This is a genomic window from Blautia sp. MB18-30, from assembly GCF_023669475.1.
GTDB lineage: Bacteria > Bacillota > Clostridia > Lachnospirales > Lachnospiraceae > Blautia_A > Blautia_A fusiformis.
The window spans coordinates 46,329-62,549 of record NZ_JAMOYY010000013.1; the positions used below are offsets into that span (position 1 = coordinate 46,329).

At 49.1% G+C, this 16,221-nt stretch carries 13 protein-coding genes; all 13 read left to right on the forward strand.

Annotated elements, in window-relative coordinates:
* The first annotated feature begins 141 nt into the window (after positions 1–141).
* The 13 genes from NCY57_RS07920 (at position 142) to NCY57_RS07980 (ending at position 16,219) form a co-directional block, all read left to right on the forward strand.
* Positions 142–714, forward strand: coding sequence for a hypothetical protein (locus NCY57_RS07920; RefSeq protein WP_006428276.1), 573 nt, complete (start codon positions 142–144; stop codon positions 712–714).
* A 75-nt stretch (positions 715–789) separates the two neighbouring features.
* Positions 790–2,091 (forward strand): DNA (cytosine-5-)-methyltransferase, encoded by a 1,302-nt coding sequence (gene dcm, locus NCY57_RS07925; protein WP_147554346.1) that lies wholly within the window; start codon positions 790–792, stop codon positions 2,089–2,091.
* A gap of 5 nt (positions 2,092–2,096) precedes the next feature.
* Positions 2,097–3,047: an amidoligase family protein gene (locus NCY57_RS07930; protein WP_071849528.1), complete on the forward strand. Its 951-nt coding sequence runs from the start codon at positions 2,097–2,099 to the stop codon at positions 3,045–3,047.
* Positions 3,048–3,134: 87 nt separating this feature from the next.
* On the forward strand, positions 3,135–9,479 hold the full coding sequence (locus tag NCY57_RS07935; protein ID WP_161208643.1) for a SpaA isopeptide-forming pilin-related protein: 6,345 nt from the start codon (positions 3,135–3,137) through the stop codon (positions 9,477–9,479).
* A gap of 34 nt (positions 9,480–9,513) precedes the next feature.
* Entirely contained in the window at positions 9,514–9,975 is a 462-nt protein-coding gene (locus NCY57_RS07940) for a gamma-glutamylcyclotransferase family protein (RefSeq protein WP_006428280.1), read from the forward strand.
* The gene (locus NCY57_RS07945) at positions 9,972–10,769 is read left to right on the forward strand and encodes a class B sortase (RefSeq protein ID WP_173773864.1); all 798 of its coding nucleotides are present in this window, start codon (positions 9,972–9,974) and stop codon (positions 10,767–10,769) included. The genes NCY57_RS07940 and NCY57_RS07945 overlap by 4 nt, the downstream gene beginning before the upstream one ends.
* 234 nt (positions 10,770–11,003) lie before the next feature.
* A complete protein-coding gene (gene metK, locus NCY57_RS07950; protein ID WP_055214212.1) occupies positions 11,004–12,164 on the forward strand; it encodes a methionine adenosyltransferase in 1,161 nt (386 codons plus the stop codon).
* The gene (locus tag NCY57_RS07955) at positions 12,164–13,150 is read left to right on the forward strand and encodes a DUF3991 domain-containing protein (protein ID WP_173773862.1); all 987 of its coding nucleotides are present in this window, start codon (positions 12,164–12,166) and stop codon (positions 13,148–13,150) included. Before metK ends, NCY57_RS07955 begins: the two co-directional genes overlap by 1 nt.
* Positions 13,140–13,913 (forward strand): hypothetical protein, encoded by a 774-nt coding sequence (locus NCY57_RS07960; RefSeq protein WP_227617220.1) that lies wholly within the window; start codon positions 13,140–13,142, stop codon positions 13,911–13,913. The genes NCY57_RS07955 and NCY57_RS07960 overlap by 11 nt, the downstream gene beginning before the upstream one ends.
* 66 nt (positions 13,914–13,979) lie before the next feature.
* Complete coding sequence (locus tag NCY57_RS07965) at positions 13,980–14,792, forward strand: DNA-methyltransferase (protein WP_227617221.1); 813 nt, start codon at positions 13,980–13,982, stop codon at positions 14,790–14,792.
* Between the two features lie 148 nt (positions 14,793–14,940).
* Positions 14,941–15,264, forward strand: coding sequence for a DUF7768 domain-containing protein (locus NCY57_RS07970; RefSeq protein WP_019162195.1), 324 nt, complete (start codon positions 14,941–14,943; stop codon positions 15,262–15,264).
* 142 nt (positions 15,265–15,406) lie between these two features.
* The gene (locus NCY57_RS07975) at positions 15,407–15,784 is read left to right on the forward strand and encodes a DUF3789 domain-containing protein (RefSeq protein WP_117638843.1); all 378 of its coding nucleotides are present in this window, start codon (positions 15,407–15,409) and stop codon (positions 15,782–15,784) included.
* Positions 15,785–15,910: 126 nt separating this feature from the next.
* Positions 15,911–16,219 carry a plasmid mobilization protein gene (locus tag NCY57_RS07980; protein WP_055149041.1) on the forward strand — a complete coding sequence of 103 codons (309 nt, stop codon included), beginning with the start codon at positions 15,911–15,913 and terminating at the stop codon, positions 16,217–16,219.
* Positions 16,220–16,221: the final 2 nt, after the last annotated feature.

A 16,221-nucleotide genomic window follows, 5' to 3' on the forward strand; every position in this document is an offset into this window, starting at 1 on the left:
GGGGTGATGCCTATTGAATGTTATTGGATCTGCATCCTTTGGGAGCTTTTGAGAGCCTCATATTCGTTGGGTATTGTGAATAGCTTTCTGTCACGTTTTAGGGTATGTTGTATGTAGAAAAAAGAAAGGAGAACGAACACAATGGAGATGAAAAACATATGCGGAAAAATCCCGGTAGAGCTGCATGAAAAGCTAAAACTGGAAGTCGAAGAGTTAGGAATCAGCATACCAAAATACCTTGAAATGGTAATCGAAGAACACATGACAAGAAAAGGAGAAAAGACGAACATGGCAGATTTAAGAACAGTAGCAGTACAGGTAACCGAGGATTTATTTTCCAGACTGAAAGCAGTCCTCGCCAGGAATGGCATGAAACAGAAAGACTTCTTAATCGGGCTTATCGAAGATGCAATCGAAAAAGAAGAAGCCAAATGGAAAGCAGAGTCAGAGGAAGCCGAAGAAACAGAAATGGAAGATCCTGAGACTGCGAAATCAGAACCGGATGAAGAGTCAGTAGAACCTGAAGCAGAAGAGCCTGAGACAGAAGCACTGGAAGCTGAAACAGACGGAGAAATGACAGAACCGGACGAAGCTGAAGCAGATGAAGAGCCGACAGAGCCAGAAAACGAAGAGCCAGCGGAAGCAGAGCCAACAGAACTGGAAACCGAAGAAGCAGAAGAATCTGAGCCAGAGGAAGCGGAATCAGAAGAATAGACATCACAAAACAGAAACCAAGAGACGGAAACGGTGCAGAGAAATCTGCACTGTTTTTTTCGCAGCGAAGGGAGGCTGATAGCCGGAACAATTCGATTTTTTGACCTGTTCAGTGGAATCGGAGGATTCCGAGAAGGGCTGCACAGGGCAGGGGGCTTCACCTGTGTCGGACATTGTGAAGCAGATGCATATGCAGACCACAACTACCGGGTGCTGTTTGATACGGAAGGAGAGTGGTTCTGCAATGACGCAAGAAATATTGAAACAGAACGAATGCCGGACTTTGATCTTTTATGTGCGGGATTTCCTTGCCAGGCATTCTCAATCGCTGGACGAAGGGAAGGATTTGCCGATGCAAGAGGAACCCTTTTCTTTGAAGTTGCCAGACTGGTTGCAGACAAACGACCTGCGTATTTTCTCCTTGAAAACGTACCCGGTCTGCTTTCGCATGACAAAGGGCGGACGTTTCACACCATCCTCAGTACGCTATCTGAACTGGGGTATCATGTCGAATGGAAAGTGCTTAACAGCAAGGATTTCGGAGTCCCCCAGTCAAGGAAGCGGGTGTATATTGTCGGATATCTTGATGGAAGATGTGCCGGAAAAATATTACCTTTCCCAAAAGCAAATGGAACAGCTCTTATACAAGTCCATGCTGGCAAACAGGGAGAAAGAGTCTACGCAGAAGAAGGACTGAGCTGCACGCTGACCAGCGGGGCTGGTGGTATGGGCGGCAAGACCGGATTATACGAAGTCGGTATCCCAATCAAGGAAAACACCCGAAAAGGATACAAGATGGCCTACGAGGGGGACAGCATCGATCTCGGATATCCGGGAATCAACAGTCGCAGGGGGAGAGTCGGGCATGAGATCGCCCATACCCTGACGACCGGAAACCAGCAGGGAACACTGCATTTTGTAGATATCTCCCCTCCGCCGCTGGTGACAGACGTTGCAAGATGTCTGAATACCAGACAGGATTCCAGCATCCATAACCACAGAGGCGAAAGTTCCGGGGTGCTGGTGGAAGAACCGCCAAGGGCAGTGCTGACACCGGCCAAGGAAAAAGTCCGCCAGAATGGAAGAAGGATGAAAGAACCGGAAGAGCCAATGTTCACCATTACGGCAACTGACCGTCATGGAGTGATTTACCACGGCAGAATCCGCAGGCTGACGCCAAGGGAGTGTCTGCGGCTGCAGGGATATCGGGATGGTCAGATTTCCAAGATGGAAAAAGAAACATCGGATAACCAGCTTTACAAGCAGGCCGGTAATGGTGTCACTGTCAATGTCATTGAAGCAATAGGCAGAAATTTGAAAGCAGTAGATGAAGAGATCCAAAGCGGCTCACCTGTTCCAGAAGCGAAGGGTGGGTGAAGCAGATCGACCTAAAAGACCAGTATTTTGGTACAGAGATTGAGATGACAGGTATCAGCCGCTATGATGCGGCTGTTGCGATTGGAAGAATGTTCGGAACAGAGCCATATCATATCCGTTCTTACGATTCCTGGTGTGTAAAAGATTCAGATGGAAAAACGTGGAAATTTTCAAGAGACAGCAGTATCGACTGTGAAAGGCTGGCAAATGGTACTGTAATAGATGCCGATGGAGATTATTCGACAGAAATGGTATCCCCGAAATTGGAATATTCGGAAATGGGGAAACTCCAGGAAGTGGTGCGGTGTGTCAAAAACGCAGGTGCTTTTGTCAATTCATCCTGTGGCATGCATGTCCATGTGGACGCATCCAATCATACACCAAGGAGTCTGAAAAATGCACTGACGATCATGTACTGCAAAGAGGATATTCTGTTCAAAGCCTTAAATGTACAGACCAGAAGGGAAGATGAGTACTGCCAGAAAGTCCGTCCTATGGTATTGGAGAAGATCCGCAGGATGCCCAACAGCACCATTACAATGGAAAAATTCAAAAGGGCATGGTATGAGGGAAATGACGGAAGCTCCGAGCATTACAACTGGACAAGGTATTATGCATTAAACCTACACGCTGTTTTTTCCAAGGGAACACTGGAATGGCGCTGTTTTGAAAGCACCCTACATGCAGGAAAAGTCCGGTCGAATATCACACTGGCACTTGCCATATCCGCACAGGCGATCAACCAATCTTGTACCCATGCAAAAAAGACGGAGATCGGGGATAACCCGGCATTTACGTTCCGCACCTTTCTGCTCCGCCTCGGATTGATCGGGGACGAATACAAAAATGTGCGGAAGCATCTGCTTGCCAATCTGGACGGCGATAAAGCATGGCGGTATGACAAAAGCACCTATGCCTGTCTGCAGAATCCAAGACGGACAGACGATGCAAGGTAACAGAATAACAGGAACAGACAGGCCGGGTGGAAACATCCGGCTGTTCTTATGACAAATAAAAAGAAAAAGAAGAAAGAGGTAGAAAACATGAAGAGTAAATATCAATTCAGGCGAATCCTTTCCGGGGTGATGGCGGCAGTCACCATCTTATCCACGGTCATTTCACCGCTGACCGTTTATGCTTCAGAAGAGCCGAAAGCGGCAGAACCGCCAGTGTATGAAGCTGTAAAGGATCTGCTGGATGAAAATGAAGTGGTAAAAGCCACCGATTTTGAACTGGAAGTTGGACAGGAGTTTGATGTTTCCAGTGACCGCACGAATCTGGAAATCGAGGATGAAAGCAAGGTCAAGGTGACATTCCAGAAAGCAGAGAATGACGCCGGGGAGAGCTTCAGTACCAGCCATGCGGACACTTACCATGCCGTTTATTATGTGGAACCAGTCAACCAGAACCATCCGGTTTATCAGATTGGGAGAAACCTGATCGTAAAAGAGCCTGTGGCAGCGTCTCAGAGTGAACCACAGACAGAACAGGCAGTTACAGAAGAGGATACAGGTTCTGATGATGAGGAAGCTGCCTCGCAGGAAGAAACTGAGACAGAGCCTGTAGAGACAGAAATTGTTGAGCCGGAGACAGCTGAATTTGAAACAGAGGAAGCGGAGACAGAAGAACCGGAAGAAACAGAACCCGAATTTCAGGACGGACTTTCCGAATCCGAGTTTGATGCTGCATTAGAGGAATCCGAAACAGAAAATACAACCGATGAAGAATCCGGGCTGACACTCAGCGATGTCCTGGAGCAGGCAGGGGAACAGGATATTGACCTGATGGCAATGGAAGATGGGGAAACCGTTTCATTCACCGCAGTCAATACCAGTACAAGAGTAACACGGGACGTAAATGTGACAAGAGGGACTGCATACTATTATGCAGACTACGGTCTGGGTTCCTACGTAACTTATAAATATACTGTAAAATTTGGAAACGTGTCTGCAACTGCCTACTGTGTGCAGCCGTCCAAGGCAGGACCAGGGGATGGTGTCTATAAGATTACCAAACTGGGTGACAGCAAAGCACTGGCAAAAGTATGCTACTACGGCACAAAAGCATCCGGCGAAAATGGATTTTTCTCAGAGAAACATCCTGATTTTTCCGCTGGAAAACAATTTATCATTGTCCATCTGGCAGCGTCTTATGCCAATAACAGCGGTGACGCTTTTTCCGGTACGAATGCAACTGGACAGGCTCTTGCAAAAGAACTATATGATTACTGTATGAGCCAGCCGGAGATCCCGGAAGTGGACATGAGTTTCTCCAATGCAGATGTTACCGCATATATCAGCGGCAACAGCCAGAGAACCGAAGAGATCACCTTTAAGGCATCTGAACTGCAGACCATCACCATGAAACTGCCGTCCGGTGTCAAACTGCATAACGTGACAACGGGAAAAACAAGCAGTGCAGGTGCATCCGTGGAGATCTGCGGCGGTACCAAATTCTATTTATCGGCACCGCTGACACAGGCTGTGGATGTCAAAGGGGAATGGTCTGTTACCATGAAGGGAAGCATCATCAAAGACTATTCCGCTTACAAGATCACAACCGGAAGCGAGACACAGGACCTTGCCCTGGTATTTGGCGAGGGCGTGACCGATGAGAAGTATGTGGATTTTAAAGTATCATGGGTAAAACAGGCAACTCTGGAGATCGTAAAGAAAGACCGCAAGAGCAACAAAGCCATCGCAGGTGCAGTCTATGGCGTTTACAGTGACAAGGACGGAAAGAACCTGATCACAAAGATGCCGGCCACAGATGCCAACGGAGCTTCCAGCGTTACGATCACAAAAACACAGGATACCGTATACCTGAAAGAAATATCCGTACCAAACGGATACCTGCTGGACACTAAGGCTTACGATGTGAACCTGGTCATCGGCGGCACTATAAAACAGACCGTTACTGATGCTGAACAGATGGCAAGCCTGACTGTTTATAAATTAGGAGAAGTCCTGACCGGGGCAAACGTGACAGACAATGGTGTTTCCTTTGTCTATACCGAGCAGAAACAGAAGGGTGCGGTTTACAATGTTTATGCCGCAGCGGATATTGTATCCGCAGACGGAACCGTCATCTACAAAAAAGACGCACTGGTCAAAGCCGGACTTACTACCGGGGATGACGGAAGTGCCACACTGGATAATCTATATCTGGGTAAATATGTAGTAAAAGAAATGCAGGCACCACAAAATCTGGTATGCACTGGTGAAAGCCAGGAGATCACCCTTTCCTATGCCGGAGGTAATGTAGGAAAGGTGATGGGAAGCGTAACATTCAAAAATGCCCGCCAGAAAGCAAGCGTGAGTGTATATAAACAGGATAAGGAAACCAGGAAATACCTTCCGGGCGGCACTTATGGCCTGTATGCCGGAAACGACATCAAAGCAGCGGACGGAACCGTTGTGGTCAAAAAAGATACCCTCATTGAGAAGGCAGTGACCGGAACAGACGGAAAAGCCGTATATCAGGCAGACCTGCCGATCGCTAACAGCTACTATGTGAAAGAGGTTTCTGCACCGGCCGGATATACCAGAAACAGTGAGGATGTGTACTCTTTTACGTTCCAGTACACCACAGACAAAGAGGCAACCGTTTCTTTCAGCCACACGTTCCAGAACGAGCGTGTCAATGCGAAGATCAAACTGGTAAAAGAGGATTCCGAAACCGGAAAGACCGCACAGGGAGATGCAACCCTTGAGGGTGCGGTTTACGGACTGTATGCCCGTGAGGATATCGTTCATCCGGATGGACAGACAGGTGTCCTTTACCCGGCAGGAATGCAGATTGCAACCCTGACTACGGATGCCGAGGGAAATGCAGAAATCGCAGACCTCTATCTCGGAAAGTATTACGTGAAAGAATTGACGCCGCCTGTTGGATATCTGGCAGACCCGGAAGAACATGATCTGGAGTGTAATGACGAGGGAGATCTGGTTCAGACGGTAGAACGTACCGCAACTTCTCTGGAAGATGTGATCAAACAGCCGTTCCAGGTCATTAAAGTAGCCAACAATGGTAAGACCGATGCCGATCTGTTAAAAGGTGTGGGATTCAGTGCATATCTGGAGAGCAACCTGAAGAAAAATAAGGACGGTTCCTATGACTTTGCATCTGCAACTCCGGTTGTACTGACCGCAGACGGACAGACAGAAATGTTCACGGATGAGCGTGGATATGCATGCTCCATTCCGCTTGCATACGGAACCTACATTGTAAGGGAGACCACCACACCGCACAACTTCAAACCAGTCGATGACTTTAAGGTTGTGATCTCGGAAAACAATCCGGATCAGCCGCAGGTATGGCGTGTGCTTCTGGACGAAGAGTTTGAAGCAAAATTAAAGATCGTCAAAAAAGATGGCGAGACAAAGAAATCTGTCCTGGTTCCGAATACCGAGTTTAAAGTATACGATCTGGATAACAAGAAATATGTGGAACAGGTGACCACCTACCCATCTACTACGGTACATAAATCTTATTTTACGGATGAGAATGGATACCTGATCCTGCCACAGAATCTGGCTTGTGGAAATTACCGCATCGAAGAAGTGACTGCACCGGATGGATACACCCACAGTGTCAATACCGTGGAAATCAAGGTAGACAGCGATACCGCATACCAGGAAGATCCGGTCAGCGGTGACCTGATCATCGAGGTGGAATTCGAGAACCACCCGGCAAAAGGCAGACTGACCATCCACAAGGAAGGAGAAGTAGTCAAAGGTTTTGACAAGGATTTCACCTATGAGGAAGCCAGCCTTGCAGGAGCCGTGTTTGAGGTTTATGCCGCAGAAGATATCTATACCGCAGACCATCAGAAAGATGAGAACGGCAACCGTTATCTGGAATATGCCAAAGACACACTGGTGGCAACGGTGACAACTGATGAAACCGGAAGTGCCGTAATCGAGAATCTTCCGCTCGGAACATACCGGGTAGAAGAGAAAAAAGCACCGGAAGGCTACACCTGGAATGCCAAAGGGGAAGAGGTAACCTTTACCTATGCCGGACAGGATACCCCGGTCGTAGACGAAGAAGTGACATTTAAAAATGAACGCCAGAAAGTAAGCATCACCGTGGAAAAACAGGACGCAGAAACCGGAAGCGTGGTAGCCGGAGCTGTATTTGGACTTTACAATAAGAAGGAAATCAAATCAGGCAACAAGGTCATCGTGAAAGCAGATACCTTATTACAGGAGATCACAAGCGATGAAAAAGGACAGGCACACTTTACCCTGGACCTGCCGCTTGGAACTTATTATGTAAAAGAGATTTCCGCACCGGACGGTTTTGTATCCTCTGATGAGGTACTGGAATTTGATGCCACCTATCAGGGGCAGGACATTCCGACCATCAAGCTGAAATCTGTGAAGAAGAACCAGCCGACCACCATCGAGATGACCAAATCCGATCTGACCACAGGCGTAGAGCTGAACGGGGCATCCCTTTCTGTTCTGGACAAGGATGGAAATGTGATCGACAGCTGGACTTCCGTAAAGGATGAGCCTCATGTGATCAAATATCTGACTGTTGGAAAAACTTATATCCTCCGTGAATCCCTTGCACCGCTTGGTTATTTAAAGACCACAGATGTGGAATTCACCGTTCAGGATACCGCAGAAGTACAGAAAGTGGAAATGAAAGACGATGTGCCGAAAGCACTGCTGATCGTAAACAAGAAGGGTGAATTCCTTGATAAGATCACCCTGCTGGACAATGTCAAAGGCGTTGTAGAGCATCTGTTTGAGTACATCACAGGAAGCCTGTCAGACGTTACCTTTGAGATTTACGCTGCAGAGGATATCAAAGCAGCCGATGGCGTAAGCCCGGATTACTATTCCAAAGATGAGCTGGTAGCAACTGTGACAACGGACGCAAACGGCATTGCAGAAGTATCTGATCTTCCGGTTGGAAAATACTATGTCAAAGAGGTCGGCACAGCATATGGTTACGTCCTGGATGATGAACCACGATATGTAGATCTTTCCTACCGTGACCAGGATACCCCTGTTGTCGTATACGATGAGGACTGGCAGAACAACCGCCAGAAGGTAAAAGTGAACGTCCTGAAGAAAGAAAAGGATACCGACCGTGTATTAAAAGGCGGCATCTTTGGTTTGTACACCAGAAACGATATCCTGTCCGCATCTGGAAAGGTGCTGATGGAGGCCGATACCCTGATCGAATTAAAAACAACGGATGCAGATGGAAAGATTTCCTTTATTGCAGACCTGCCGATTGACGGAACCTATTATGTGAAGGAGCTGTATGCACCGGATGGATTTGTCACCACCGGAGAAGAACAGGAATTTGTTTTTGAGTACCAGGGAGACAAAGAAGCAGAAGTGTCCTATGAGTTCGTATTTGAAGATGAGCCGACAACCGTGGAACTTTCCAAAACCGATCTGACCACAGGCGAGGAACTGCCGGGAGCCAGATTACAGCTGACGGATGAAAACGGGGCTGTTGTTGAGGAATGGACATCCACCAAGGAGCCGCACATCATCAAAGAACTGGTTGTAGGAAAATCGTACACCCTGACAGAAACCAAGCCGGCCGATGGATATGCCACTGCGGAAAGCATCACATTCACCGTGGAGAATACTGTAGAGATCCAGAAACAGATAATGGAAGATGACGTGACCAAAGTGGAGATTAGCAAAACGGATATTACCGGAGATACTGAGATCGAAGGAGCTAAACTGACCATCACAGATGAAAATGGCAACATCGTAGAAACCTGGACTTCCGGTAAAGAGCCGCATTATATCGAAAAACTTCCGATCGGTGAATACACCCTGAAAGAAGAGCAGGCTCCAAACGGTTATGTTGTTGCAGAAGAGATCACCTTCGAGGTGGCAGATACCGCAGAGATCCAGAAGGTAGCCATGAAAGATGATACCGCAAAGGGACGTCTGATCGTTGAGAAAACAGATAAGGATACCGGAGCTGCACTGAAAGATGCGGAATTTGAACTGAGGGATGCGGATGGCAAAGTGGTAGAAACCCTAACCACTGATGAAAACGGCCATGCAACCAGCGGACTGCTTGCAATCGGAACTTATAAGGACGGCAAATTTGATAAGGCAGCCACCTATTATCTGGTTGAGACCAAAGCACCGGAGGGCTATCAGCTGGATGGGACCAAACATGAGGTGACATTTACCTATGTAGATGACAAAACTCCAGTGATCGAAGTCATCCAGAAAGTGACGAACGAGAAGCTGCCGGAGGATACCCCGTCTGTAAGCAACCCGAAAACAGGTGATGACACCAACCTCTGGATTCCGGCCCTGTGCCTGATTCTTTCCGCAGGCGGTCTGATTGGTATGAGTGTGGCATCCAGAAGAAAGAAGAAAAAAGGGGGCAGATAGGCTGAAACAATTATATTTTGCGTATGGAAGCAACATGGATCTGGACCAGATGGCATATCGGTGCCCAAAGGCGGAGGTGGTAGAAACCGTCCGCCTGGAGGGGTATCGGCTGACCTTTGCAGCCGCAGGAAGCGGTCTTGCCACCATCTTCCCGGAAGAGGGAAGCCATGTGGACGGCGTCCTCTGGTCACTGACCGGGGACTGCGAAAAGAGCCTGGATCTTTATGAAGGCTATCCTGATTTTTACGACAAACAGGAAATCACCGTCAAGAATAAAGGCGGAAGAGAGATCAAAGCCATTGTCTATATCATGACAAAAGATTACATGCAGAACTTTAATCCGCCCGGACGGTCGTACCTGACCGGAATCTTAAAGGGCTGCAGGCAGAATCAGATTCCAACAGAACCAATCCTGAAAGCAGCAAGGAAACCGCCTGTGCCGGGACAGACACAGAAGAGTCAGCCAAAGAAGAGAAAAGCCGGACAGGAACGATGAAAATCGTGAAAAAACTTTTTCAAGCGGTATGTCTTGCTGCTCTTTTCTTAAGTGCCGGATTTCTGATTTACCACATGGTATATCTTCCAATGGAAAACAAAAAGCTGGTGGCAGAGCTGAAAGGGAATTTCCCGGAGCCGGAAGCTCCGGGAGCCTCAGGCTCTGAAAAGAAAGACCAACCAGCTGGAAGAAAATGCCCGGTGGCTGCGGTAGACCTTGTTTCTCTTCGGGAACAATACCCGGATGTGCAGGGATGGCTGACAATACCGGATACCGGGATTGATTACCCGGTGCTTCAGTCCGAACAGGAGAATGGGGAGTTTTACCTGAAACGGAATTACAAAAAGGAATATGACATCAACGGAAGCCTGTTTTTACAGGCAGACTGTAAAGTGTCTGAAAGTCGGAACCTTATCATTTACGGTCACAACATGAACAGTGGGGAAATGTTCGGAAATCTGGACTTATATGCAGATGAAACGTACTATCAGGAGCATCCCTTTGCTTATCTTCAGACAGAGGATAGCATTCAGGAATACCGAATTGTCACGGTGCTGAAAGCAGACAGGAATTTGTTCCCGTTCCAGCAGAAACTTCCAGATGTGGCGGTAGTGCAGGAGTACTTAAAAGCAGCTAAGCAGAGGGAAGTGTTCGAAACCGGAGATGATTACCTGAAGTGTATATACGATAAGGTTTTGACGCTCGTCACGTGTTCATATGAATGGAGTGGTGCCAGGAACATCGTCCTGGCGGTGCCGGTTTCCGGGGCAGTGTGGAGTCAGAAGTGTTCGTAAGTACCCGAAAAGTGCAGAAAATGAGACAAATAATGACCGCACAGGCAGGGATGTGTTCAAAACAGGGGGATTATGTAAGGGTGTGCATTGGTAGTATTTAGGTTGAAAAAAGTGTCTGAAAGTACCAGAAAAGTGCAGAATGTGAGACAACTTATAACCCAGATCCGGCAGAAAGTGTTCCAGAAAGGAGCGTTTCCTGCCGTTATTATTTACTTGGAAAGGATGGTAAAGATTATGAAACGATTTTATACAGCAGAATCCGTAACAGAAGGACATCCGGATAAGCTCTGCGACCTGATCGCAGACAGCATTCTGGATGCGTGTCTGAAAGAGGACGAAAATTCCAGGGTGGCCTGCGAGGTGCTGGCGACCAAAGGGAACATCATTGTGGCAGGAGAGATTACCAGCCGATTTGAGCCACAGGTGTTTGAAATCATCAAAAAGGTGCTGGAGAGTGCAGGCTATGAAGCAGAGGAAATCCACATGGATGCCCTCATCCACAAACAGAGTCCGGATATCGCCGGGGCAGTGGAGAGATCCAGAGAACGCAGAGCAGGGACTGTTTCTGTTCAGAGCGGACTTGCCAGCGGTGCCGGGGATCAGGGAATCATGATTGGCTACGCCTGTGATGAGACGCCGCAGCTTATGCCAATGCCAGTGGTTTTGGCGAACCGCATTGTGAGGGAACTGTCTGCAAGCCGCAGAAGTGGATATATCACGGGAATCCTGCCAGACGGAAAGGCACAGGTGACCGTGGAATACGAAGATGACAGACCTGTCCGTCTGGATACGGTCGTTGTGTCCTGTCAGCATGAAAAGGAAAAATCTCTTCGGAAGCTGGAGCATGAGATCCGGGAGAAAGTGTTGCGCCCGGCACTCCGTATGCTGCCACCGGATGAGGATACCAAGATCCTGATTAACCCATCGGGCAGATTTGTGTGCGGAGGTCTGGATGCAGACACCGGACTGACCGGAAGGAAACTAATGGTGGATACCTACGGCAGCTTGGTACCGCATGGCGGCGGTGCATTCTCCGGGAAGGATTGTTCCAAAGTTGACCGTTCCGGGGCATACATGGCCCGTTACATCGCCAAAAACATGGTAGCTGCCGGACTTGCCAGCCGATGCCAGGTGTCCCTTGCCTATGCCATTGGGGTTGCCCAGCCAGTCATGGTGCAGGTGGATACCTTTGGAACGGGAAAGATCTGTGCGGATGACTGCCTCGCCGCAGCGATCCCTCTGGTGTTCGGGCTTACCCCAAGCCAGATCTGTGACACCCTGCACCTGAAGCGGCCAATCTACCGACAGAGTGCGGTGTTCGGGCATTTTGGAAGAAAGGAATTCCCGTGGGAGAAAACGGATAAGGCAGAGCAGCTCCGGGATACCGTGATGTAATGCCGTGGATTCCGGAAGAAGAGATCAAACGGGCAAGGGAGATCACCGCCATTGAGTACCTGAAGAAATACCAGCCGAACCGCCTGAAAAAATCTTCAGCCAGAAATGAATGGGAGCTGACAGACCACGACAGCTTTAAAATCAACGAGCTCACCAGCCAGTGGCACTGGAAATCCAGAGATATCGGGGGCACCAGTGCTTTAAATTTCCTGATTCATGTAGACGGGTGTTCTTTTCTGGAGGCAGTGCAAATGCTGAAAGATGAGTATCCCACCTATATCCCTCCTCCAGTGGAAGCAAAGCCAAAGAAGCCATTTGTCCTGCCTACGACCAGCCCGGACTGCCGCAGGGTGTTCCGCTATCTGAAAGAGCGGGGCATCAGTGGCGAGGTCTTACAGCGGTGTGTTCATTTGGGAATCTTATATGAGAGTCTGCCCTACCACAATGCCGTGTTCATAGGCCGGGATGAAAACCAGGTGGCAAGATATGCTTTCCTGCGTGGGATTTACGATGCCAGCGGAAAGTCTTTTAAGATGGAACAGGCCGGAAGTGAAAAGGCATACGCTTTTTGTGTTCCGGCGAAACCGGGATGCAGACGGGTTGCTGTTTATGAAGCCTGTGTGGATGTGCTTGCCCACATGACATTGGAACAGAGACAGGGAAGCCGGGATAAGTACCGTCTGGAGCTTGGCGGGATCAGCGCACCAAAAGAAGGGCAGAGCCAGCGGAGCATGAAAAAGCCGCAGGCATTGGAACATTTTCTGTCCCAGCACCCGGAGATCACCGAGATCGAAGTGTGTACCGACAATGACTTTGCCGGACGGTGGGCGTGTGAACATATCCGAAAAGCCTACGAGGGAAACTATCAGATCATCGAGAACCTGCCGGAGATCGAAGGGGCAGACTGGGCAGACATGGCAAAGATGGCTGCCCGTACACCAGAGAAACGGCAGAACAGAGAAGCGAGGTGGTGCCTTGAAAGATAAAATAGAAGTGGAAATGCTGTCACCTCTGATGGCAGAGTTTATTCCGGACTATTCAGACATTGTGGATCTGGATGATGCGGAGCCATTGGAAGGACCTGACCTGGTGCAGTATCAGACATCCATAGCAGAAAAGGTTGATGAAATCAACCGGCTCGGTATGCCTGACAACCAGCCATGCAACCTGATTGATTATTTTGACCGAAACAAGGACATTAAGGAAAAAGTGGAACGCATTACAATGGCGGTAAAAGAACAGGAGGGTGTTTTATATGGCTGTGCAAACCTGACACTCCGGGAGAATCTGACCCCAGAGGAATACCGTGTGGTGGGGCAGTATCTGAGAGGGCAGTACAGCGATGGCTGGGGAGAAAGTCTGGAACAGCGGGAGATCAAGGTAGACGGTGGTGAATTATACTTACATTTCTATGTTGGTGCCGGCTCGGATTTCCAGATACAGGTGAAAGCACCAGAAAACGAGATGCAGGAAAAGCAATCGAAACCAAAGCCGTCCCATCTGAAGCTGAAACTCTTAGGGCATGACGGAAATATTTTCTCAATCCTTGGCGATGCCTCAAGATTGCTCAGATGTGCCGGGATGTCCGAACAGGCCAACGAGATGGCAGACCGTGTCCACAAGAGTGGTAATTATTATGAAGCACTGGGAATCATCAGCGAATATGTGGAAACCGAACTGTCGGACCACCATGAACCGCCCAGAACGCCGAGAAAAGAAATACCGAAAAAAGAGGATACCTGCCGATGAGCAGTTCCCTAAAGAAAAGCACTTCCAGAGAAATCTGGAAAATAAGCGACCGAAAGGATGATGCCTATGGGAAATACCCTGAAACTTGAAGATCTTTTAAAACCGGACTGCCTGCCGGATGAGTCTGCCGGAGGGGAGAACTGGCGTATCCTGCATGGAGATACCTTAAAACTGGTCAAAGGATTCCAGCCGGGGATCTTTGATGCAGTTATAACCGATCCGCCCTATGCGTCCGGGGGAACCAAGCAGAACGAACGCAACCGAACTACCAACCAGAAGTACAGCAGCATGAAAGCAGAAAATGCCCTGCCGGATTTTGATGGGGATAATAAAGACCAGCGTTCCTGGACCCACTGGATGGCAGAATGGCTGTACGATGTGCGGAAAGCCTGCAAGAGAGGGGCTCCGATCTGCCTCTTTATTGACTGGAGACAGTACCCGTCCATCACCGATGCCCTCCAGTGGGCAGGGTGGATCTGGAGAGGGACTGCCGTCTGGGACAAGGGGAACTCCCGTCCGCAGAAAGGCAGATTCCGCCAGCAGGCAGAATATATTGTATGGGGAAGCAACGGACCGATGCCGATCAACCGCCCGGTGTCCTGCCTTCCGGGTGTGTTCCGTTATGGGAATCCCCAGAACCGCATCCATGTGACAGAAAAGCCGCTCCAGCTGATGAAGGATGTCATCCAGATCTGTGAGCCGGGCGGCCTGATCTTAGACCCGTTTGCCGGAGCTGGTACTACCATCCTTGCGGCGGCAGAGTCGGGGTTTCAGGCAGTCGGCATTGAAGTGACCGATGCGTATTATAAGCTGGGAAGCGACCGTGTCCGCATTGCACTGGAAGCTGGGGAAGAAGCGGAAAACAAAGAACCACAGTAGCCGGATGTCTGGCAGACATCTGAAAAAGAGAAGAAAAGAATCCAGATGTCCACAAGACATCCACAGAGCGGAATGCTTTGTGGGTGTTTCTTTTTGGAAAAACGCCGGGCAGAGGAAACCTGTCCGGCCAGGAAAGGAGATGGTCGTATTGGAACAGGCACTTGCTTATGTCTGCTGTTCTGCAGAAGAAGGAAAGACCAAAGTACAGCGGTACTGCCGGAAGATCTACGAACTGGGATATGTGCCGATCTGCCCGCAGTACAGCTTTTCCCCATTCCTTGATGACGGGGATGCAGAGGATATGCAGGCCATGCGGAGAATGTCCCACCAGATATTAAGGCGGTGCAGGATGGTGGTTGTCTGCGGAAAAGAGACCACCGGGACGATGAACACGGAGATCAGCATGGCTGACAGACTCCATATCATCTGTACCACACTGGATGGGTTGAGCAAAATCAAGGAAAATGAATGATTCAGAAAAACGACTGGTTCAGAGGGGACGAAACCGGATGCGACTGGTTTTGCAAGCATAGCGTTTGGATATCCAAACGCACTTTGGGGAGAACCCCAATCCCCCATACCGAGTCGTAAACAGACGAAAGGAGAACGAAAAAATGTTGGGATTTATACTTGGCACAATGACTGGAGGAGTAATGGGCGTTTTTGCAATGTGTCTTTTCATAGCTGGAAAGCGGGAGGACGAGGCGCTGGAGCGGTGCCGGATAAAACGGAAAGAGATCATCGACCACGGCGTGTGCATCTGTTTTGTAAACAGCCAGGGAGAGGAACTGTTCCGTCTGGCAGACGGGGAGAGCCTTGTGCAGAATGCCCCAAATGGAGAGCGGAACGTATCCACCTGCCACTATCTGGATGCCGATTCTGCTATGATCGATGGGAAGAAATGGAACCTTCTGGAATTTGCAAAAGAGATGGAAAAGAGGGGAATCATGCTTGCCCCGATGGAGCTGTGCCAGGTACCGGAAAGGGGGTGAGGCCTATATGAAGAAAAAGATCATTGCTGCAGCCGTAGCCATTGGCGTGCTGACAGGCTTCCTGATCTGGAAAAACCGTGAAATGTAATGGAGTAATCAATAACCCGTTGGAAAGCAGGTGAAGAGATGAGAAAAAGAAACCATGTGATACCAGTCCGCCTCAATGCAAAGGAGCTGCGTTTTCTGGAAGAACAGGTAGAAAAAAGCGGCCTGTCCCGTGAGGAATATATCCGTTCCATCGTCATGGGCGGCGAAGTCCGGGCAAGACCCTGTGAGCATCATGCAGAGCTTTTACGGAAAATATCCGGTCTGTGCAACAATGCCAACCAGCTTGCCCATGTAGCCAACGGCTGTGGGATGGCCGGGGAAGAGAGTATCCGGGAAATGCTCCGCATGACGAAAGAGACATGGAGGCTGGTCAAAGAGGAATGGTAGCC